Annotated in this window: 19 protein-coding genes; 8 read left to right on the top strand and 11 right to left on the bottom strand. The window is 65.0% G+C overall.

Annotated features, from left to right (window positions below; all coding sequences use genetic code 11):
- The first annotated feature begins 162 nt into the window (after positions 1-162).
- Positions 163-1,848: a methyl-accepting chemotaxis protein gene (locus tag RX327_RS34140; protein WP_317248510.1), complete on the top strand. Its 1,686-nt coding sequence runs from the start codon at positions 163-165 to the stop codon at positions 1,846-1,848.
- 85 nt (positions 1,849-1,933) lie between these two features.
- Here the strand turns inward: RX327_RS34140 and RX327_RS34135 are convergent, their stop codons facing one another.
- Together RX327_RS34135 and RX327_RS34130 are read right to left on the bottom strand one after the other, a co-directional pair.
- On the bottom strand, positions 1,934-2,911 hold the full coding sequence (locus RX327_RS34135) for a tripartite tricarboxylate transporter substrate binding protein (protein WP_317248509.1): 978 nt from the start codon (positions 2,909-2,911) through the stop codon (positions 1,934-1,936).
- Between the two features lie 260 nt (positions 2,912-3,171).
- Entirely contained in the window at positions 3,172-3,555 is a 384-nt protein-coding gene (locus RX327_RS34130; RefSeq protein WP_050382739.1) for a nuclear transport factor 2 family protein, read from the bottom strand.
- Positions 3,556-3,690: 135 nt separating this feature from the next.
- Here RX327_RS34130 and RX327_RS34125 point away from each other — a divergent pair, with 135 nt between their 5' ends.
- Positions 3,691-4,647, top strand: a complete 957-nt coding sequence (locus RX327_RS34125) for a LysR family transcriptional regulator (RefSeq protein WP_317248508.1) — start codon at positions 3,691-3,693, stop codon at positions 4,645-4,647.
- A gap of 275 nt (positions 4,648-4,922) precedes the next feature.
- Here RX327_RS34125 and RX327_RS34120 read toward each other — a convergent pair whose 3' ends face one another.
- The gene (locus tag RX327_RS34120; RefSeq protein ID WP_317248507.1) at positions 4,923-5,885 is read right to left on the bottom strand and encodes a DMT family transporter; all 963 of its coding nucleotides are present in this window, start codon (positions 5,883-5,885) and stop codon (positions 4,923-4,925) included.
- A 219-nt stretch (positions 5,886-6,104) separates the two neighbouring features.
- Positions 6,105-6,950, bottom strand: coding sequence for a metal-dependent phosphohydrolase (locus RX327_RS34115; RefSeq protein WP_317248506.1), 846 nt, complete (start codon positions 6,948-6,950; stop codon positions 6,105-6,107).
- A 130-nt stretch (positions 6,951-7,080) separates the two neighbouring features.
- On the opposite strand from RX327_RS34115, the gene RX327_RS34110 reads away from it, so the two are divergent.
- Positions 7,081-7,482 carry a DUF1330 domain-containing protein gene (locus tag RX327_RS34110; RefSeq protein ID WP_317248505.1) on the top strand — a complete coding sequence of 134 codons (402 nt, stop codon included), beginning with the start codon at positions 7,081-7,083 and terminating at the stop codon, positions 7,480-7,482.
- A gap of 331 nt (positions 7,483-7,813) precedes the next feature.
- Here RX327_RS34110 and RX327_RS34105 read toward each other — a convergent pair whose 3' ends face one another.
- Positions 7,814-8,458 (bottom strand): TetR/AcrR family transcriptional regulator, encoded by a 645-nt coding sequence (locus tag RX327_RS34105; protein WP_050387558.1) that lies wholly within the window; start codon positions 8,456-8,458, stop codon positions 7,814-7,816.
- Between the two features lie 76 nt (positions 8,459-8,534).
- On the opposite strand from RX327_RS34105, the gene RX327_RS34100 reads away from it, so the two are divergent.
- On the top strand, positions 8,535-8,939 hold the full coding sequence (locus RX327_RS34100; protein WP_050387605.1) for a hypothetical protein: 405 nt from the start codon (positions 8,535-8,537) through the stop codon (positions 8,937-8,939).
- Between the two features lie 40 nt (positions 8,940-8,979).
- Here RX327_RS34100 and RX327_RS34095 read toward each other — a convergent pair whose 3' ends face one another.
- From RX327_RS34095 to RX327_RS34075, 5 genes are all read right to left on the bottom strand, one after another.
- Positions 8,980-10,122 (bottom strand): alpha-hydroxy acid oxidase, encoded by a 1,143-nt coding sequence (locus RX327_RS34095; RefSeq protein ID WP_317251389.1) that lies wholly within the window; start codon positions 10,120-10,122, stop codon positions 8,980-8,982.
- A 119-nt stretch (positions 10,123-10,241) separates the two neighbouring features.
- A complete protein-coding gene (locus tag RX327_RS34090; RefSeq protein WP_050387557.1) occupies positions 10,242-11,051 on the bottom strand; it encodes an MlaD family protein in 810 nt (269 codons plus the stop codon).
- Positions 11,052-11,297: 246 nt separating this feature from the next.
- Positions 11,298-12,230 (bottom strand): DMT family transporter, encoded by a 933-nt coding sequence (locus RX327_RS34085; protein ID WP_317248504.1) that lies wholly within the window; start codon positions 12,228-12,230, stop codon positions 11,298-11,300.
- Between the two features lie 319 nt (positions 12,231-12,549).
- Positions 12,550-12,936 (bottom strand): hypothetical protein, encoded by a 387-nt coding sequence (locus tag RX327_RS34080; RefSeq protein WP_050387555.1) that lies wholly within the window; start codon positions 12,934-12,936, stop codon positions 12,550-12,552.
- A 414-nt stretch (positions 12,937-13,350) separates the two neighbouring features.
- Positions 13,351-14,124, bottom strand: a complete 774-nt coding sequence (locus RX327_RS34075) for a helix-turn-helix transcriptional regulator (RefSeq protein ID WP_050387554.1) — start codon at positions 14,122-14,124, stop codon at positions 13,351-13,353.
- Positions 14,125-14,205: 81 nt separating this feature from the next.
- Here RX327_RS34075 and RX327_RS34070 point away from each other — a divergent pair, with 81 nt between their 5' ends.
- The 3 genes from RX327_RS34070 to RX327_RS34060 are packed head-to-tail and all read left to right on the top strand — an operon-like array spanning position 14,206 to position 16,443.
- Positions 14,206-14,862, top strand: coding sequence for an acyl-homoserine-lactone synthase (locus tag RX327_RS34070; RefSeq protein WP_050387553.1), 657 nt, complete (start codon positions 14,206-14,208; stop codon positions 14,860-14,862).
- A complete protein-coding gene (locus tag RX327_RS34065; protein WP_283088555.1) occupies positions 14,822-16,186 on the top strand; it encodes a cytochrome P450 in 1,365 nt (454 codons plus the stop codon). Before RX327_RS34070 ends, RX327_RS34065 begins: the two co-directional genes overlap by 41 nt.
- 38 nt (positions 16,187-16,224) lie before the next feature.
- On the top strand, positions 16,225-16,443 hold the full coding sequence (locus RX327_RS34060) for a hypothetical protein (RefSeq protein WP_016842680.1): 219 nt from the start codon (positions 16,225-16,227) through the stop codon (positions 16,441-16,443).
- Positions 16,444-16,496: 53 nt separating this feature from the next.
- Here RX327_RS34060 and ybaK read toward each other — a convergent pair whose 3' ends face one another.
- A complete protein-coding gene (ybaK, locus tag RX327_RS34055; RefSeq protein ID WP_050387551.1) occupies positions 16,497-16,979 on the bottom strand; it encodes a Cys-tRNA(Pro) deacylase in 483 nt (160 codons plus the stop codon).
- Between the two features lie 347 nt (positions 16,980-17,326).
- Between ybaK and RX327_RS34050 the strand changes: the two genes are divergently transcribed.
- On the top strand, positions 17,327-18,619 hold the full coding sequence (locus tag RX327_RS34050; RefSeq protein ID WP_317248503.1) for an adenylosuccinate synthase: 1,293 nt from the start codon (positions 17,327-17,329) through the stop codon (positions 18,617-18,619).
- Positions 18,620-18,626: the final 7 nt, after the last annotated feature.

The raw sequence follows: 18,626 nt of genomic DNA, 5'->3' as shown, positions 1-18,626 counted from the left end.
GCGAGCCGCGCTGTTCTCTCCACAATTGCCGGTTGGTCCACGGCCTGATTCTCCGGGCTTCTACGGGGAACCTCCGTAACCATCAGGTAAAGGGTCTCACATTACGGTGCGCGGAATCAATCCGCCAATCGCGTCGCGTTCCCGCCTCTTCTGGAGACCCCCGTGAAGCTGTCAAATCTGAAGATCACCCCCAAGCTCGGCATTCTGGTGGGGGTGACCCTCCTTGGCCTGTGCACGGCCGGCATCCTCGCCGGTCACCTGATGCAGCGTGAGATGATGAATGCGCGCATCGACCAGGCCAAGGCCATCGTCGAGATGGCGAAGAACATGGCGGCGGGCCTGAAGAAGGATGTCGATGCCGGCAAGCTGACCAAGGAAGCGGCACTGGCCGAGTTCGGCAAGCGGGCCAACACGATGACCTACGACAACGGCGCCGGCTACCTGTTCGGCACCGACTACAGCGGCATCACGGTTCTGGCGCCCGATCCGAAACAGGTCGGAACCAATCGCATGGACGTCGTGACCAATGGTCGCAAGCTCTCGCAGGAGCTGATGGACGGCGTCAAGGCCAACGGGTCGATCCTGCTGCATTATGAATATATGAAGCCCGGTCAGGAGAAGCCGATCCGCAAGATCGGTTACGCGGTCGCGGTGCCTGGTCTCGACATGTATCTCGGCACCGGCGCCTATCTCGACGACATCGATGCCAAGATGGGGCCGGTCTACTGGATGCTCGGCATTGCAATGCTCGGCATCGTCATCGTTGCCGGCGGCGTCGCCTGGCTGATCGGTCGCGGCATCAGCCGCCCGCTGGCGCTGCTCGGCGCCCGCATGAAGGATCTCGCCGACGGCAAGCTCGAGGGCGACATTCCGGGCGTCGGCCGCGGCGACGAGGTCGGCGCGATGGCCTCGACCGTGCAGATCTTCAAGGACAACGCGGTTCGCATCCGCGCCCTCGAGAAGACCGAGGCCGATGCCAAGGAGCGCGCCGCGGCGGAACGTCGCAGCGCGATGGAAGAGATCGCCAACGACTTCGAACGCAGCGTCAACGGCATCGTCCGCACGGTGGCCTCCGCCGCCGCCGGCATGCAGACCACGGCGCAGTCGATGACCGCGACCGCAAGCGACGCCAGCGCGCGGGCCGCGACCGTCGGTGCTGCGTCCGACAGCGCCTCCAACAATGTCGGCACCGTCGCCGCCGCCGCCGAGGAGCTCTCCAGCTCGGTTGCCGAGATCTCCCGTCAGGTGGCGCGCTCCAGCGAGGTCGCGAGCCAGGCGGTGGCCGACGCCGAGCGCACCAACGCCACCGTGCAGGTGCTCTCGACCGGCGCCGAGAAGATCGGCGAAGTCGTCAAGCTGATCCATTCGATCGCCGCGCAGACCAACCTGCTCGCGCTCAACGCCACCATCGAGGCGGCGCGTGCAGGTGAATCCGGCCGCGGCTTCGCGGTCGTCGCCTCCGAAGTCAAGGCGCTCGCCAACCAGACCGCGAAGGCGACCGAGGAGATCTCCGCGCAGGTCGCGGCGATGCAGACTTCCACCGGCGAGGCGGTGACCTCGATCGGCGGCATCACCGCGACCATCGCGCAGATGAGCGAGATCACGGCCTCGATCTCGACCGCGATCGACCAGCAGGGCGATGCGACGCGCGAGATCGCGCGCAACATCCAGCAGGTCGCGGCCGGCTCGAGCGAGATCTCCGCCCATATCGGCGGCGTCACGTCAGCGGCCGCCGCCACCGGCACCGCGGCCGGCGACGTGCTGTCGAATGCCCGCGAACTCGACACGCAATCGGGCATGCTGCGCAACGCGGTCGACGAGTTCCTGCAGAAGGTGCGCGCGGCTTAACGCCTGCGCGATCGATCGACTCCAGCGTGATGCCCGGGCTTCGCCCGGGCATTCGTGTTTTGAGACGCAGCGAAAGGTCGGCCGCCTACTGCTTCTCGATCCCGGCGTCGGCGATCAGCTTCTCCCACAGCACGAGCTGCTCCTTGAGGAACGCCTCGAACTCCTCGGGCGTACCGGAGAATGCCTCCATGCCGCGCTCGGCGAGCTGGCTCTTGATATCCGGCCGCTCGATGATCTTGCGGATCTCCGCATTCAGCCTGACGACGACGTCCTTCGGCATGTTGGAGGGGCCGAGATAGCCCTGCCAGGAGGTGATATCGAAGCCCTTCACGGTGTCGTCCATCGTCGGCAGGTCCGGAAGCAGCGCCGACTTCCGCTTGGTGGTGACCGCGAGCGGCTTCAGCACCTTGGCGTTGACGTGCGGCAGCCCGGTCGGCACGTCGATGAACATCATCGAGATGCGGCCGGCGATGACGTCGGTCAGTGCCGGCGGTGAGCTCTTGTAGGGCACATGCAGCAGGTCGATGCCGGCGAGGCGCGCGAAGGTCGCGCCGGAGACGCTCGCCGACGACGAGCCGCTGGCGTAGCTGTACTTGCCCGGATCCTTCTTGGCGAGCGCGATCAGCTCGGCGACCGTGTTCGCCGGGATGTCCGGATTGATGACCAGCATGAACGGCAGGTCGCCGGTGCGCGCGATCGGGGTGAAATCCTTGACCGGATCGTAGGTGAGGCTCTTGAGCAGATAGGGATTGGCCGAATGCGTGGTGTTGGTCGTCACCAGCAGCGTGTAGCCGTCGGGGGCGGAGCGGGCGACATAGGTCGCCGCGAGCATGCCGTTGGCGCCGGCCTTGTTCTCGATCACGATGCCGACGCCGAGCGCCTGCGACAGATGCTGCGAGATCAGCCGCGTCGTGGTGTCGGTGCCGCTGCCGGCCGCGAACGGCAGCACCAGCGTGATGTTGCGGCTCGGATAGTTCTGGGCAAGTGCCGCCCCGGATATCGCCGCAAGCGCGGCGGCGGCTGCGGCCGCCACGCAGCAGTATCGTCTCAATCCCATGATCATGTCGTCGTCCCCCCGCGCAGGCCCTGAACAGGCCCATTGCGGCCGAAGCTAGCCCGGCCGCCATGGCCGCGGAAGTCGTGCCGGGAGCAGCCTTTCGCCGCATGGCCACTCCCGGGCCGTCGCAGGGGCGCGCTGCCAAAAATATCGAAAACAACCCCATGCAAAGGAGCCGGGGCGACGGGCGCCCGACCAGACAGCTTGACACGTCGGGCAAATCAATGGCATATTTCTAATATTCCGAAAATTGGTCGTAAGGGACGCTACGATCTCGCCGGGAAGACCTGCGCGACGTGAAACGCCTTGGTGGTGATGAGCCACCGGCCGTCGATCCGATGAAACACCAGATGGTCGATGAAGCCGGTTTGGCCGGCCCTGACGCGCACCTTGGCGATGGCCAGGTCGGACGCGGTCTGGTCGATGCTGATGATGGCCTCCTCTCGCGGTGATTTCATCGACGCCGGCGAGGGACGGCTGCGGATGAAGTCGCGGAATTCCGCGGCCGATCGCACCGTGTGCTTGCCATCCCGGATGCCGTGCACGATGCAGGCATCGGAGAAGACCTCGCGGAACCGGCTATCGTCGACGTCGTACATCAGGTTGAAATATCCATCGATCGCGGATGCGATGGCCTCGATGTCGCTCATTGCAAAATCTCCGTAGTGGATGATGTGGCGGTGGCCGCACCGGATCGAACCGGCGATGTGAACCGACAGTGGCCGATATGGTGGCGGAGTGCTACGACTGGGCGGTCATCTCTTGGATGACTGAAAGGCATCGGCATGGACGAAGTTGACGGTCGACTGGTTGGCGGCCTGGTGGTCCTCGCGGCGCTGGCGGATGCGCGCAGTTTTGGCCGGGCCGCCGAACGGCTCGGCATGACGCAATCCGGGGTCAGCAAGGCGATCGCGAAGCTCGAGGCGCGCCTCGATGCCAGGCTGGTTCACCGCACGAGCCGCGCCGTCGAGCTCACCGAGGAAGGACGCGCGCTATACGAGCGGGTTGCCGCGCATCTGGCGGGGATCGGCGAGGCGGCGGCGGAGACCTCGAAATCGCGCGATGCGGTTCGCGGCAGGCTGCGGGTCAATGTCGACCCGCTGTTCTCCCGCATGGTGCTGTCACCGAAGCTGAGCGAGTTCCTGCTGCAGAATCCAGGCATGGAGCTGCGTATCGAGACCCGCGACCGGATCGCGGATCTGGTCAGCGACGGTTTTGATCTGGCGGTGCGTTTCGGCGAGCCGACGCCATCGGCGCTGATTGCGCGCCGCGTGCTCGATACGCGTGTGCTCACCGTGGCCTCGCCGATCTATCTCGAACGACACGGCCGGCCGCTTGATCCGCGGGAGCTGGCAAGCCGCGACCATCAGTGCATCCATGCAATCGACGCGTCGACCGGGCGTCCCTTCGATTGGGAGTTTCGGCGCGGCGGCGAGGTCGTGCCGGTCGCGGTCAACGGGCGGCTCACTGTAACCGATTCAGGAACCAAGCTCGGCGCTTGCCTGGCCGGCTTCGGCATCGCGCAGATGATCGATCTCGGCCTCGACGATCACCTGAGGAGCGGCGCGTTGATCGAGCTGTTTCCGGACTGGCCTGACGAGCGTTTTCCGCTCTATGTCTATTACGCCTCGCGTAACCACGTGCCGGCCAAGGTGAGGCGGTTTATCGACTTCATCACGGAAACGCTGGCGGCAAAGTCGCATTCGCCACGCAAATCCGCCGGCTTGCGCAAGGTAGGCTAGTGTCCCGAATCCGAAGTTCGCATCATTTGTCGGAGCGAACTTCGGATTCGATAAGGACACTAGCAAAACTTATGATTCTAGTGTGCTTTATGAATGCGAAGTTCGTGAAAATGGCTGCCGCGAAATCGCGCGAACTTCGCATTCAGCACACTTGAGCATTTTCGGTTCTGATCGAATCAGAACCGAAGCTCTGGATTCTTGTTTTGACGCGTTTCCTTCACGCGAACCGGTGCCCACTTCGCTCGAAAACGCTCTAACCGTCTCCTCGGCGCCAGCTAGGGCTTCGCCGATGTCTTGGCGGATCCTTGCCGCGAGGCGATCACGACGCCGGCGAGCACCAGCACGTAGCCGATCAGGTGGAACGCTTGCAACTTTTCGCCCAGCAGCAGGATCGCCATCGCCGAGCCGAACACCGGCACCAGATGGAAGAACGGCGCGGCGCGGTTCGGGCCGATCAGCGCCACGCCGCGGTTGAAGAAGAGATAGGCGAGCGTGGAGGGAAAGATCAGGATGTAGCCCAGCGTCGCAAAGGTCAGGACGTCGAGCTTCAGCGTCACGCCGTTTAAGAATTCCCAGGCCGCCGCCGGCAGCAGCATCAGCGCACCGCAGCAGGTGGTGAACGAGATCAGCGAGAGCTGATGGATTTTCGGCCGCCTCGGGATCAGCGCCGAATAGAGCCCGAACGACACCAGCGAAGCGCCGAACATGATGTCGCCGCGGTTGAAGCTGATGCTGGCGAGCGCGGAGAAGTCGCCGCGAAGGATGATGATCAGCACGCCGAGAAGCGAGATCGCGATGCCGCCGAGCTGCGCGCTCGTCAGCCGCACGCCGAACAGCACCAGCGACCACAGCGCCACGAACAGGGGACCCGCTGACTGGATCAAGAGCGCGTTCAGCGCCTCGGTGTATTGCATCGCCCAGTACGAGATCGCGTTGTTGAAGGCAAAGCCGACCAGCGACAGGAACAGCATCAGCGGCAGGCTCCTGCGCAGGGCGGGCCAGTCGCGCTTCAGATGCGGCCAGGCGAACGGCAACAGGATCAGGAACACACCGTACCAGCGGATCGTGGTCACCGTCAGCGGCGGCACATGTGCGCCGACATGGCGTGCGAGCACGATGTTGCCGGCCCAGAACAGCGAGGTCAGGCTGAGCAGCAGATAAGGCTGGTTGTTGAGCCAGCTGAGCGGCGAGCGGCGTGGGGTTGTGGCAGGTGCGGGCAAGGCGCGAAGGTCGGTCATTATTTGATGGATGTTGTGCCCGAATCCGGCACGTCGACAAGACGAAAGTGCGGATTGGAGCCATGCGTGGCCGACCGAATCTGTGGCAGCAGACACACCGTCCGAGATGTCATCCTTCCCAGGCGCAAGAATTATCCCCGTCATCCCCGCGCAAAGGCGAAGCCTTTGCGCGGGGATGACGGGGGGTAGTTTCTTGCGTGTGGCCTGAGCCGTCACCGCCTATGTCTGCGGACCGGACAGCGAGATGTCGCGTTCGGCGCGGAACACGTTGCTGTAGAGGTTGGCGATCCATTGCCGGCCGCTGGAGGTGATGTTGAGGTAGCGGATCGCCTTCTGCACATGCGGGGCGACACTGTCCCAGTAGAACCGCGGATAGCGGTCGACGAGATCGGCCGGCGAATCGTAGCCGAGCTGGCGGTTCAGTCCGGCCTCCTCGAATTCGATGTACAGCGCGTTGGCCTTGCGGATGTAGTGGGGATCGCCGAGTTGGCCGATCAGATCGGCGGCCCGCAGCAGGGTGGCCTCTTCGCCGAAATCCTCATCGTCATCAGGGTCGCTCAGCGGAAAGCGGGTGCCTTCGATGGCACGCACAATGCGCTCCTTGTCGAGCAGGGTGACGCCCTTGAGCCGCTCCATTACGAAGATCTTGGAGCGGTCGACGTGGTAGGACATCAGCGCCGCATCCGACGAGCCGCGCGGCAGGATGATCTTGCGGCCGTCGGCCTCGACCAGATAGCCGTCCTGGCCGTCGGCCTCGAACAACCCGCGCACATAGCCGATGTCATGGGTGAGGCAGGCGATGATGACATGGGCATAATCCTCGGCGCTCATGTGCGAGTGCAGCGCACGGCCGCGCAGGATGTCGTGGCCGGCCAGAGTCACGAGCATGGTATGCTCGATGTTGTGGTAGAGCGCGTCGCTGTTGCCGATGCATTCGAGCGCGATCCGGGCGATCGAGGGCACCATTTCGACCAGCTGGGTCTGCGAAGAGCCGAACCGGCGCTGCATGTACTCGCCGAGGAATTTGCCGAGCGCGTCGGCCGCTAGTTCTGGAAGGGTCATCACGGCCTTGACCTCCGAGAGCTGGCCTGAGTTTACGGCCCGGCGGTATTTCAGGCTAGTCCCGCGATGTGACATAATCGTTGCGGCCAAACCGATGTGCCTTGACCGATGTGCCTTGGGGCGGGAGCGGGTGATGGGTGTCGATCTCTTGAACGTCAAAGGCTTGAACGAGCTGGACCGCGAGGCGCCGGTCGTGATGGTCAATCTGATGCGGTTTCGCGCGCGATCGCTCGACGGCGACGGCTCGGGCTGGGATGCCTATTTGCGCTACAGCGCGCTCACCGTCCCGATGATCAAGGCGCGTGGCGGCACGCTGCTGTGGACCGGCAGCGCCGAGACTGTCGCGCTGGGCGAGCCGTCCGGCCAGCGCTGGGACTATCTCGCGCTGGTCTACTACCCGAGCGTCGCCGCCTTCATCGACATGATGACCTCGGCCGATTACGAAGACCTCTGCGACCCGCATCGCGTCAACGGCTGCGCCGAGCACGTCATCATCGCCACCAGCGAAGCCTACAGCAAGTTCAAGGTGAGGTGAGGGAGTAGCGCGCGCCGTGCCTGGCGGCATGCTCAGATCTATCACCGTCACCCTGAGGTGCGAGCGGAGCGAGCCTCGAAGGATGACGGGATTGAAGACGGGACAACATGTCCGACGTCGTCCGTGCGAAAGCAGGGACCCATAACCACAGGGTTTAATTGTTGAGGAAGGCTGTGGCCCCAGTCCTGCGCAACAATGGCCTTCGGTGGTTATGGGTCGTCCCGGCTTTCGCAGGGACGACATTGAATGTTTGGCGCCGCTCCTCCGCCATGTATTCACATTCTCTGAGGAGCGCGCGTCTCGAAGGGTCGACGGCCCGACCGGGGCCGATTCATCCTTCGAGGCTCGCTTCGCCAGTGCCTCGGGATGACGGGCCCAAAAGCGGCGCAAGTGCTGCGTGGCAGGCTGCTTGCACCAGCCGGCAGACCTCATCCTTCGACCGCCCCGCGCTCAGCGATGCGAAGGTCGGATAGCTTGTCAGCGCGAAGATCAGGTCGACCGCGTCGCTGCGCGCCTGCTGTGATGCGCTCTTGCCCGCGATGCGGTCGATCAATCCGGTGACGCCGCGGCGGCGGCGCTCGTTGCGCTCGCGCACGGCCTCGGCGAATTCGGGATCGGTCGCCATCGCGTCGTGCAGCCGGCCGACCGCGGAATCCCGGCTCCAGAATCCGCAGAAGATCTCGACCATCCGGTCGAGCGCGGCGCGCGGATCGGCCATCGTCATGGCGTCGGCGAGCTGGTGCAGCCCGCCATGGCGCGCGATCTCGTCGAACACCGCCTCGAGCAGCCCGCGCCGCGAGCCGAACTGGTTGTAGACGGTCAGCCGGGTCACGCCGGCCGCCTTCGCCACCGTATCCAGCGAGAAGCGCGCGATGCTCTCGTCGCGCAATGTGCGCGAGGCGGCCTCGATCACGCGCTCGCGGGTTTCGGCGGCGGCGGCGCTGCGCGCCGGGCTCACATAGCTGCGCGGCGGCATCGGTTTGCCTTGCTTTCGTCAGATTGACTATACATTATGTATATCGAATTTTCCAATGCCCATCCGGAGCGACATCATGCAGACCGCCCTCATCATAGCGTTGTCCCTTCACGTCCTGTCATCGGTGTTTTGGGCCGGCTCGAGCTTCACCCTGGCGCGCACCGGCGGCCTCGGCGGTGAAAAGCTGTTGTTTCCGCAAATCGGCGCCGCGACGGTCGCGATCGTGACCGGCGCCACGCTCTGGCGCCTGGTCCATGAAGGCTCGTTCGGGTTGTCGGAGCAGATTCTGGCCGGTGGCGCGATCGCGGCGCTGGCCGCGATTGCCGTGCAGATCATCGTCGGCGGCGGCGCGGTCCGGCAGCTGCGCAGCAGCGCGGACGATACCTCAGCCGCACGCTCGCGGCTGGCGGTTGCCCAGCGCATCGCTGCCGGGCTGCTCGCGGTCACCGCGCTCTGCATGGGCGCGGCGCGCTATGCGTGAGCCTGGAGCCTTTCCCGTTCCGATAGAATCGCAAAACGCTCTAGAATTTCCGCACCAGGTCTGGCCTGATCTCCTTCAGGCTGCGGATGCCGAGCAGCGCGAGATCGCGGTCGATCTCGGCATGCAGGAGCGAGATCGCGCGCGCCACGCCGGCCTCGCCGGCGACCACGGCGGCATAGAGGAACGGACGGCCGACCCAGACGAAGTCCGCACCGAGCGCCAGCGCCTTGATCACGTCGGTGCCGCGGCGGATGCCGCCATCGACCATCACGGTCATGTTGCCCTTCTGCGCCGCGATCTCCGGCAGCGTGCGCAAGCCGGAGACGGTGTAGTCGAGCTGGCGGCCGCCATGGTTGGAGACCATGACGCCGTCGCAGCCATGCTCGCGCGCCAGCCGGGCGTCTTCCGGCGCGATCAGCCCCTTGACCACGAGCTTGCCGCGCCAGCGCTTGCGGATCAGCTCGACATGCTTCCAGGCCAGCTGGTCGCGGCTGCCGATGTTGCGCATCAAATTCTTGGACAGCACCGGCGGGCCCTGCTTGGCGTCCATGTTCTCGAAATGCGGCATGCCGTGATTGAACACGGTGCGCGCCCAGGTGTTCAGCAGCCAGTCGGGATGGGTGATGGTGTCCCAGAACACCCGCGGCGTGATCTCGAGCGGCACCTGGAAGCCGTTGCGGATATTGTTCTCGCGGTTGGGCGGCACCGGCACGTCGGCGGTGACGACGAAGGTGTCGTAGCCGGCGGCGGCGACGCGGTCGACCAGCGGCTCGATCCGCTCGGGAAGGCCGGCGAGATAGGCCTGGTACCAGGCCGAAGGATTGGCGGCGCGAACGTCCTCCAGCGTGATCAGCGAGGAGGCCGACAGGATCATCGGGATGTTGGCGGCGACCGCGGCCCGCGTCAGCACGATGTCGCCGCGATAGGCGCACAGCGCGGACGAGCCCATCGGCGGAATGCCGAACGGCGAGGCGTAGCTCTTGCCGAACAGCGTCGTGGTCTGGTCGCGGCCCGAGACGTCCTGCAGCACCCGCGGCACGAAGCCGTATTCCTCGAACGCCCGGCGATTGTCGCTGCGCGCCGCGTCGGTCTCGGCGCCGCCGGAGATGTAGCCGTAGAGGAATTTCGGCAGCAGTCGCCGCGCCTGCGGCTCGAAATCGTCGAGCGTGAGATAGCGCCACAGATGCCGCGGTACTGCGGGTGCTGCGCGGTTGACGGTTGCGGGAGGCGGAGAGGGGGCTGCGGTCCGGTCGTGCACGTTGAGCGTTTCCGTTGTTCTTGGTTCTTGGTCGGAAGGCAAGACTAGCGCCTGCCGGCGGGCCCGACAAATTTCTCGTTGAACTTGTTGACGGACTGGCTAACGTCGCTGAGCGTCCTGCGGGTCTCGGCGATCATGGCGCCGGATTTCTTGTCGAAGCTCTGGATCAGCTCGCGCAGCGAGATCACGGTCGGCAGCAGTTCGCCGCCATATTTGTCGCTGCCGAAGTTTTTCAGGAACTTGTCGGCCGAGTTCATCTTGGCGTCGACCGCGCTGATGCCGTCGTCGGCGGCGTCGATGAAGCCGGCGATCAGCTCGCCATTGCCGGACAGCGAATTGGTGAAGTTCTCGAGCCCGAGCAGCGAGTCCTTGATGTCGGCCTCGTTCTCGCTGATGACGCGGTCGACATTGCGCAGCGCGACCCGCAGCTTCTCCTGGATCCCCATCGTGCCTTCGGCGTCGGCGGTCAGCTCGGGAATGCCGTCGGCGCCGAGCGTCGGCGGCGGCGCATCGTCGGTGCCGCCGGTGAAGGAGATCGAGGCGATCCCGGTCAGGCCCTGGAATTCGAGGCCGGCCTGGGTGTCCTTCTTGATCGGGGCGTTGCCCTCGATCCGCGTCATCGCCACCACGCGGTGCCGGTCGAGCCTGATCGAGACCACCTCGCCGATCCGCACGCCGGCGAAGTTGACGCTGCCGCCGCGGCGCAGGCCCGACGCCGAGCCCTCGAAGATGACGCGGAACGGCACCATCCGCTTGATGCCGGCATAGCGCTGATAGCCCAGCCAGCCGCCGAGCGAGCCGGCGACCAGGGCCAGCGTCAGGGTGCCGATCAAGAGATTGCTGGCGCGCGCCATGCGTAAAACCCGTCTGCGAAGCAGACCTCAAGAGATAGCGGATTTGCCGCCGATAGTCACCGCATCCCCTTCTTCCACCTCGCCCCGCTTGCGGGGAGAGGTCGGATCGCATCGAAGATGCGATCCGGGTGAGGGGGAGTTTCCGCGAATTCATCTCGCTCCGTCTTTGCGGAGCGAGCCCCTCACCCTGACCTTCTCCCCGTAAGAACGGGGAGAGGGAAGGATGGAGACGTGCTCTTCCGACAGTCACGCCGCCGACTGCCGCCGCGACGCTGCGAACACGCCCGCCAGCACCAGCGCGAAGCCGATGAAGTGGAACGCCTGCGGGTGTTCGCCCAGAAACGCCATCGCCATGATCGAACCGAACACGGGCACGACATGGAAGAACGGCGCGGCGCGGTTGGCGCCGATCAGCTGCACACCGCGGTTGAAGCACAGATAGGCCAGTGTCGAGGGGAACACCGCGACATAGAACAGCGACAGCAGATTGTTGGTCGTGAGCTGCATCACCGGACGCGCGCCGAGTTCCCAGATGTAGAGCGGGATCAGGACCAGCGCGCCGCAGCCGAAGGTGAAGGCGGCGACCGACAGGCCGTGGATGTTGGGCCGCTTCAGGGTCAGCACCGAATACAGCGCGAAGATCACCAATGCGACGATGAAGATCAGATCGCCCTTGTTGAACTCGATCTTCGACAGCGTCGTGAGATCGCCGTGCAGCAGGATCACCAGCACGCCGGCGAGCGACAGCAGCACGCCGAACAATTGCGCCAGCGTCAGCCGTGCGCCGAGCAGGATCAGCGACCACAACGCGACCACCAGCGGTGCCGCGGATTGCAGCAGCAACGTGTTGAGCGCCTGGGTGTGCTCCAGCGCCCAGTATTGCAGCGTGTTGAAGGCGCTGATGCCGGTGATCGACATCAGCACCATGATGCCGAGATTGTTGCGGATCACCGGCCAGTCGCGAACGAGGTGCTTCCAGGCAAACGGCAGGATGATCAGGAATGCCGCCGACCAGCGCAGGAACGACAGCGTGACCGGCGGGATGTGTCCGGCGGCGAGCCGTCCGACGATGGCGTTGCCGGCCCAGCACAGCGCGGTAATGCTGAGCAGCAGATAAGGCTGGTTGGCGATCCAGGAGCCGGCCGCAGGCGTTGATGTGGTGGAATCGGAGGCAGACATAAAGAGGGCCCGGGTTCACGACGCCGCGGCCTGCCCGGCTGGCACCGCCGGGCCGGTATGGATCTCCCCGGCTCGGATCACAGACACGGATTTCGTCATTCCATCAATGGGGATAGACGCATCGCGACCATGCGCGAAGGCCCCTTCACCAAGGCGGCCTGACGGCGCCTGGCCGGGCCAGCCCCGCGCCGGTCGCGCAGGGAATCGAACGCTTGGTCCTAAAGCATGATCCGGAAAAGTGCGAAGCGGTTTTCCGAAAAGATCATGCTCAAACAAAGAGCTAAGGCGCGATGACGATTCAACCTAATCTCATCGCGCTTTAGCCGGTCTCCGGCGGCGTGGTCTGGCGCTTGACGATCTGCTCGGCGAGCTCGATCAGGATCCGCTTGGTGTCGGGGTCCTGCACGTCGCGAAACACCCGCAGCATGCGTAGTTCGAGCAGGGACTGCAGCGATTCCGCCGTCTGGCCGGCTTGTGCCTGCGCTGCCGTGACCGGCCGGCGATTGAGGATGTCGGCAGCGATTCCGAGCATCTCCGCGACCGCCGCCAGGCGACCGGTATCGATCTTGACTGTGCCGTCGACGCCGTTCTTTTGCAGGGAGGCGCCGGCGCACAGGATCTCGGCGAGATCCGCCTGCGACAGCCCGATTGCGCGCCAGCGCGCCTGCACCAATTGGTCGATCCGGTCGTCCTGTGATGTGCTCATGATGCGTTCAGACCATCTCCAGCTGGGTCCGTGGACAGCATTTCCGCTACGAAAGTTGGTAGCAAATGAACCGGCGGTTCGTCGCGATGGGACTTCTACGGATCACGCGGCTGGACAACGGGTCCTGCCGTACCGGGCAATGCGCAGGATGATCCGCGCCTCTACGCCAGCCGGGCAGTCGCGCCGGATGGGCACCGGAATGCGCACCCCAGTCAGGGATGCTCGCGGCGGCGTCATCCGGCCCCGGCCTTTATTATCAAGACCGTGCGTGAATGCAATCAAGGGGCGACTGGGAGCATAAGCCCAACCCGGATGTGTGACCGCGCCCACAGGTCGCGGTGTCTGGTCCTGGCAGGGCGATGCGGCCGGCATGGCGGCAGCCCCGGAAGCACCGCCACGGCTGCGCGGCGCCGCTCACAAATCGATGATCCCGAGCGCGATGCTCTTGGCCACCCCATGGGTCTTGTTGGATGCCTCGAGCTTGCGCAGCGCCTGCTTGATGAAGCCTTCCACCGTCTCAGGTGAAATGCCGAGGATCTGCGCGGTGTCGGCCACGGTCTTGCCGCGCGCCGCCCAGGCGATCACTTCCTTCTCCCGCCCGGTGAGCTTGATGGTTTCGGCGGCGTCCGCGGGCTTGAGGATGGTCGGCGCGTTGCGCTGGTCGCGGTTGACGATGTCCATCGCCCGCTGCACCCAATAGATCATCAACAGATGCAGTTCATGGCGATGGCAGACGAACAGCTTGTCGAAGTCGCGCGGCTCGTCTTCCCAGAAGAACACCGTCGAGCTCGAATGCACCGCGCCGAGCCGGTCGCGATAGTGGAAGGGAACGACGAAGCCGTCCTTGAATCCGAATTCCCGGGCGGCATCCATCGTCTTGACCTCGGGCGGTCGCCTGCGTCCGCTTCGCTCCGGCAGCTTCAGGCTGCTCCAGCTGAACGGCGTGTTGGTGCGTCGTGACCGCGCCAGCGCCGGATCGGCATGAACGAACTCGTTCTGCACATACGCCCGCTTCCAGGCGTCGGGAAATGTGCCGATATGATAGGGCAGATCGAGGTCGGGCCGGCCGGCATCGACGAAGGCAAAGCCCGAGAAGCCGTAATTCTGGACAACGCGGTGCAATGACGAGCTGAGCTCGTCGATGGTATCCGACGCCTCGATGGTCGAAATCGCGTCTACCAGGCCCATTGACGAAAACCCCCGGATTTAGGGGGTACCACAGTTAACCCCTTTTGTTCCAGATGTTCCCGCATTTGGAGGAAGGGACAAATGCTTCATTCATTGGACGGCTACCACGCCCTCATCACCAGGGAAGAGCTTGATCCGGCGCATGTCGGGGCGATGTTGCGGCTGCGCAAGCGCCTGTTCGTCGATCATTGCGGCTGGCTCCTGACCACGGTCGGGGATGTCGAACGCGATCAGTTCGACTGCTGGTATACCGAGCACTGCCTGTTGTTCTCCGGCGTCGAGCTCGTCGGCGGCTTCCGCGCGATCCGCACCGATTATCCCTATCTCACCAAGTCGGTCTTCCCGCAGCTTGCGCTGCGTCGCTTTCCGGCCAGCCGCGACGCCTGGGAGATCAGCCGTTTCGGCGTGCTGCCGAACGTTGCGAGGTCGCAGGCCGCACGCGTGAACTACGCGCTGATGTTTCGCTTCGCCGAGCTGCGCGGAGCGAAGGCGCTCGTGGCGCTGGCTGATCTCTCCTATGAGCGTTTTCTTACCCGCATGGACATCCGCACCCGCCGCTACGGCCCGCCGCAGGTGATCGGCAATGATCGCATGGGCCGCCCGCTGACGGCGCTCGCCGGAGAAATCCCGCTCGGTCCCGCCGCCAATCCCGGCCTGACCAAATTCCTCGACCTTGGACGGCAATTGGAGATCCACGATGCTTCACATGTTCTCGGACGTTCGAGCATTCCAGCGTGATCCGCTGCGTCTGCTGCTGACGCGCGGCAACGAGTCCGCGCTGGGGCTGGTGCCGTTGCAGCTCGGTCCCGCGCCGGTCTTCCTGGTGAACGATCCGGATCTGCTCCGCCCGATCCTCAAGGCGCCGGAGACCGACATCGGAAAGGGCAAGCTGATCAAGAAGCTGACGCCGGTGCTCGGCCGCAGCTCGCTGATGTTGAGCGGCGAGGAGCACAAGCGGCGGCGAGCGGTGCTGCAGAAGCACATGGCCAAGGGCAGCGTCGAGAAATTCCTGCCGCATATGTGCGCCGAGATCCGCGCGGTCGGCGCCAGCCTGGCGCGGCTCGGATCGTTCGATCCGCACCATGTCACCGCGATGCTGGCGCTGCGGACGATCTGCGTCGCGATCTTCGGCTCCCAGGTGATGTCGTCCGGCGACGAGGAAGCCCTGGTTCAGGCGGTGGGCGCGATCGAGGACGATCTGGCGGAAGAGATGTTCCGCGCGTTGCCGTTCGGTCCGGTGGCCTGGTATCGGCGGCGCAAGAACCGGGTCTGCGCCAAGCTTGCGATGTCGACGGTGGTGCAGCGCCTGCGCCGCAAGGCCGGCTCGAGCAGCGCGCTGCGCGATCTCGAGGCGCTCGGCCTGACCGATCGCGATCTCGAGGACGAGATCCTGACATTGCTGCTGGCCGGCCATCACACCACAGGTTCGACTGCGGCGTGGATGTTCTACCAGATGGCCGCCGATCCCGCCCTGATGGACGAGATTGCCGACGAGGCGGCGGAGTGCCTCGGCGACGACGGCGAGCTGCGGCTCGACGCGGTGAAGCGCGCCAATTTGAGCGCGACGCTGGTCAAGGAGGTCTGCCGGCTCTACCCCAGCGCCTGGTGGTTCTCGCGCGAGGTGATGCAGCCGGTGACGATCGGCGGGCGCGATCTCAAGGTCGGCACCTCGCTGTTGATCTGCCCCTGGCAGCTGCAGCGCGACCCCCGGCATTTCGAGAATCCGGACCGCTTCCTGATGACGCGGCGCTACAACACCGATGCCTACATCCCGTTCGGCGCCGGTCCGCGCGCCTGCGCCGGGATGGGGGTTGCGATGCTCGAGCTGCAGCTGCTCGCGCTCGAGATCGCCGCGGCCTATCGCTTCACCGGCGTCACTCCGAATCCGGCGCCGTGGCCGAAGGCCTCGGTGACGCTGATTCCGCCGCCGATGGCCATCGAGATCGAAGTCCGCGAGATGCGCCGGCGCATCCCGCTTCTCGGCGACGAAGCCGGGCATCTGCCGTACATCCCACCCGTGGGTGCGGCGTCCATCAGCACACTACAATCGGTATCCCAATGACAACTCAGCTAACAACGGCCAGCGCCGGGCAAAGGGCCATGGATCAAGTGCAAGTGCGCAGTTTGCGCGACGTCATCGCTGTCCTGATCGAGCAGCGCAGCATCGTGAGGGCGGCCGGCGCAAGCTTCGCCGCGCATCTGCTCGACCTCGCGATCATGCAGCTGCGGCTCAACGTCAACGATATTACGGCGGAGGAATTATCCGGCCTGTCCGACTTCGTCGGCGCCGAGTTCATGAGGGACAAATCCTCGCATTGATCGCGGCGACCGGTCTTCGGATCAGTCTCGCGCAGGATCGGTCTTGCGCAGGCTCAGTCCTGCGTCGCCACCAGCGCCTTCATCGTGGCGCCGGCGGCGAGCGCGGCGTCGTTCGGATCGATCTCGATCTGCAGGCCGCGCTGGCCGCCATTGACGAAGACCGTGACGTGGCTGAGGGCGGTCTCGTCGATCGCGGTCGGCACCTTCTTCTTCTGGCCGAACGGGCTGATGCCGCCGACATGATAGCCGGTCAGCCGCTCGGCATCGGCCGGGCGCATCATCCTGGCCGACTTGCCGCCGAGGGCGGCGGCAAGCTTCTTCATGCTGACCTCGCAGTCGGACGGCACCACGGCGCAGACCGGCTTGCCGTCGACCTCCGCCATCAGCGTCTTGAGCATGCGATTCGGGTCGACGCCGAGCGCCTCGGCCGCCTGCAGCCCGATGCTCTCGGCGCTGGAATCGTAGACATAGGTGTGAAGTTTGAAGGCAATGCCGAGCTTGCGCAGCGCCATCGTCGCTTGGGTGGAATTGGGCATGGACCCTGCCGGTTAATCTAGGTGAATGATCGCCGTAACAGGAGCTGCAATCAATCCACAGCACGGCCGGCGTCACGTTGCCGTAACATTAAATTCCCGCCAGCCCGGCGCGGCCGGGCGCAGCATGGAATTTAATGGGGATATCAAAGGGTTGTAGGTCGTCTAAAAGGCGTAAACGAGCCCCTTCTTGCTTGCGCAGCCGAGCCGCTTCCTTTATCCGGTAGGCGCCTTGCGTGCGCGCGGCCGGGCGCCGCGATTAAGGCTGGGCATATCAATGCAGGTCGCTGTGGGCGGACGCGTTTTCGCCGCGATCATGGTCTGAAACACCTGAAGGGAACATCTTCGCAATGGCCAATGTTGTCGTCGTCGGCGCCCAGTGGGGCGACGAAGGGAAGGGCAAGATCGTTGACTGGTTGTCGGAGCAGGCGGATATCGTCGTCCGCTTCCAGGGCGGTCATAACGCCGGCCACACGCTGGTGATCAACGGCAAGACCTACAAGCTCGCGCTGCTGCCCTCCGGCGTGCTGCGCGAGGGCAAGCTGTCCGTGATCGGCAACGGCGTGGTGTTCGATCCCTCCGCCTTCCTCGACGAGGTCACCAAGCTCAGGGCGCAGGGCGTTGCGGTCTCTCCGGACAATCTGCGCGTCGCCGAGAACGTCACGCTGATCCTGCCGCTGCACCGCGAGCTCGATGCGCACCGCGAATCCGCCAGCGCCGCGACCGCGATCGGCACCACCCGTCGCGGCATCGGGCCTGCCTATGAGGACAAGGTCGGCCGCCGCGCCATCCGCCTGATGGACCTCGCCGACCTCGACACGCTCCCGCACAAGATCGACCGGCTTCTTGCCCACCACAACGCGCTGCGCCGCGGGCTTAATCTGCCGGAGTTCGACGGCAAGAGCATCCTGAGCGAGCTGTCGGCGATGGCGCCGCAGCTGCTGCCCTATGCCGAGACGGTGTGGCGGCTGCTCGACATCAAGCGCCGCGAAGGCAAGCGCATGCTGTTCGAGGGCGCACAAGGCGCGCTGCTCGACGTCGACCACGGCACCTATCCCTACGTCACCTCGTCCAACACGGTGGCGGCGCAGGCGGCGACCGGCTCGGGCCTCGGCCCCGGCGCGGTCGGTTATGTGCTCGGACTCTGCAAGGCCTACACGACCCGCGTCGGGCAGGGCCCGTTCCCGACCGAGCAGGACAACGAGATCGGCGAGGAAATCGGCCGCCGCGGCAAGGAATTCGGCGTCAATACCGGGCGCAAGCGCCGGGTCGGCTGGTTCGACGCCATGCTGGTGCGACAGACTGTCCGCACCTGCGGAATTGCCGGGCTCGCGCTGACCAAGCTCGACATCCTCGACGGCTTCGATTCGATCGAGGTCTGCACCGGCTACAGGCTCGACGGCAAGGAGATCGACCATTTCCCGGCCGGCGAGGGCGCCCAGGCCCGGGTCGAGCCGATTTACGAGACCATCGAGGGCTGGAAGGAGCCGACCGCCAGCGCGCGGTCCTGGGCCGACCTGCCCGCCCAGGCCATCAAATATGTCCGGCGGATCGAGGAATTGGTGGGGTGCCCGGTCGCGCTGCTTTCCACCAGCCCCGAACGCGAAGATACTATCCTCGTGCAAAATCCGTTTGAGGCTTAACGGGATA

This window comes from Bradyrhizobium sp. BEA-2-5 (assembly GCF_032918025.1).
In the GTDB taxonomy this organism is placed as follows: Bacteria; Pseudomonadota; Alphaproteobacteria; order Rhizobiales; family Xanthobacteraceae; genus Bradyrhizobium; species Bradyrhizobium pachyrhizi.
The sequence above is the reverse complement of the archived record's forward strand: the minus strand, read 5'-3'. Positions and strand labels throughout refer to the sequence as shown.

What these genes read in the sequence shown, in the direction of transcription:
- RX327_RS34135 (WP_317248509.1), bottom strand. Translation starts at nt 2,911, where the DNA reads ATGATCATGGGATTGAGACGATACTGCTGCGTGGCGGCCGCAGCCGCC.
- RX327_RS34105 (WP_050387558.1), bottom strand. Translation starts at nt 8,458, where the DNA reads ATGCCGCCGCGCAGCTATGTGAGCCCGGCGCGCAGCGCCGCCGCCGCC.
- RX327_RS34075 (WP_050387554.1), bottom strand. Translation starts at nt 14,124, where the DNA reads ATGGGCCTGGTAGACGCGATTTCGACCATCGAGGCGTCGGATACCATC.
- RX327_RS34085 (WP_317248504.1), bottom strand. Translation starts at nt 12,230, where the DNA reads ATGTCTGCCTCCGATTCCACCACATCAACGCCTGCGGCCGGCTCCTGG.
- RX327_RS34120 (WP_317248507.1), bottom strand. Translation starts at nt 5,885, where the DNA reads ATGACCGACCTTCGCGCCTTGCCCGCACCTGCCACAACCCCACGCCGC.
- RX327_RS34070 (WP_050387553.1), top strand. Translation starts at nt 14,206, where the DNA reads ATGCTTCATTCATTGGACGGCTACCACGCCCTCATCACCAGGGAAGAG.
- RX327_RS34125 (WP_317248508.1), top strand. Translation starts at nt 3,691, where the DNA reads ATGGACGAAGTTGACGGTCGACTGGTTGGCGGCCTGGTGGTCCTCGCG.
- RX327_RS34130 (WP_050382739.1), bottom strand. Translation starts at nt 3,555, where the DNA reads ATGAGCGACATCGAGGCCATCGCATCCGCGATCGATGGATATTTCAAC.
- RX327_RS34110 (WP_317248505.1), top strand. Translation starts at nt 7,081, where the DNA reads ATGGGTGTCGATCTCTTGAACGTCAAAGGCTTGAACGAGCTGGACCGC.
- RX327_RS34050 (WP_317248503.1), top strand. Translation starts at nt 17,327, where the DNA reads ATGGCCAATGTTGTCGTCGTCGGCGCCCAGTGGGGCGACGAAGGGAAG.
- RX327_RS34100 (WP_050387605.1), top strand. Translation starts at nt 8,535, where the DNA reads ATGCAGACCGCCCTCATCATAGCGTTGTCCCTTCACGTCCTGTCATCG.
- RX327_RS34080 (WP_050387555.1), bottom strand. Translation starts at nt 12,936, where the DNA reads ATGAGCACATCACAGGACGACCGGATCGACCAATTGGTGCAGGCGCGC.
- ybaK (WP_050387551.1), bottom strand. Translation starts at nt 16,979, where the DNA reads ATGCCCAATTCCACCCAAGCGACGATGGCGCTGCGCAAGCTCGGCATT.
- RX327_RS34090 (WP_050387557.1), bottom strand. Translation starts at nt 11,051, where the DNA reads ATGGCGCGCGCCAGCAATCTCTTGATCGGCACCCTGACGCTGGCCCTG.
- RX327_RS34060 (WP_016842680.1), top strand. Translation starts at nt 16,225, where the DNA reads ATGGATCAAGTGCAAGTGCGCAGTTTGCGCGACGTCATCGCTGTCCTG.
- RX327_RS34065 (WP_283088555.1), top strand. Translation starts at nt 14,822, where the DNA reads ATGCTTCACATGTTCTCGGACGTTCGAGCATTCCAGCGTGATCCGCTG.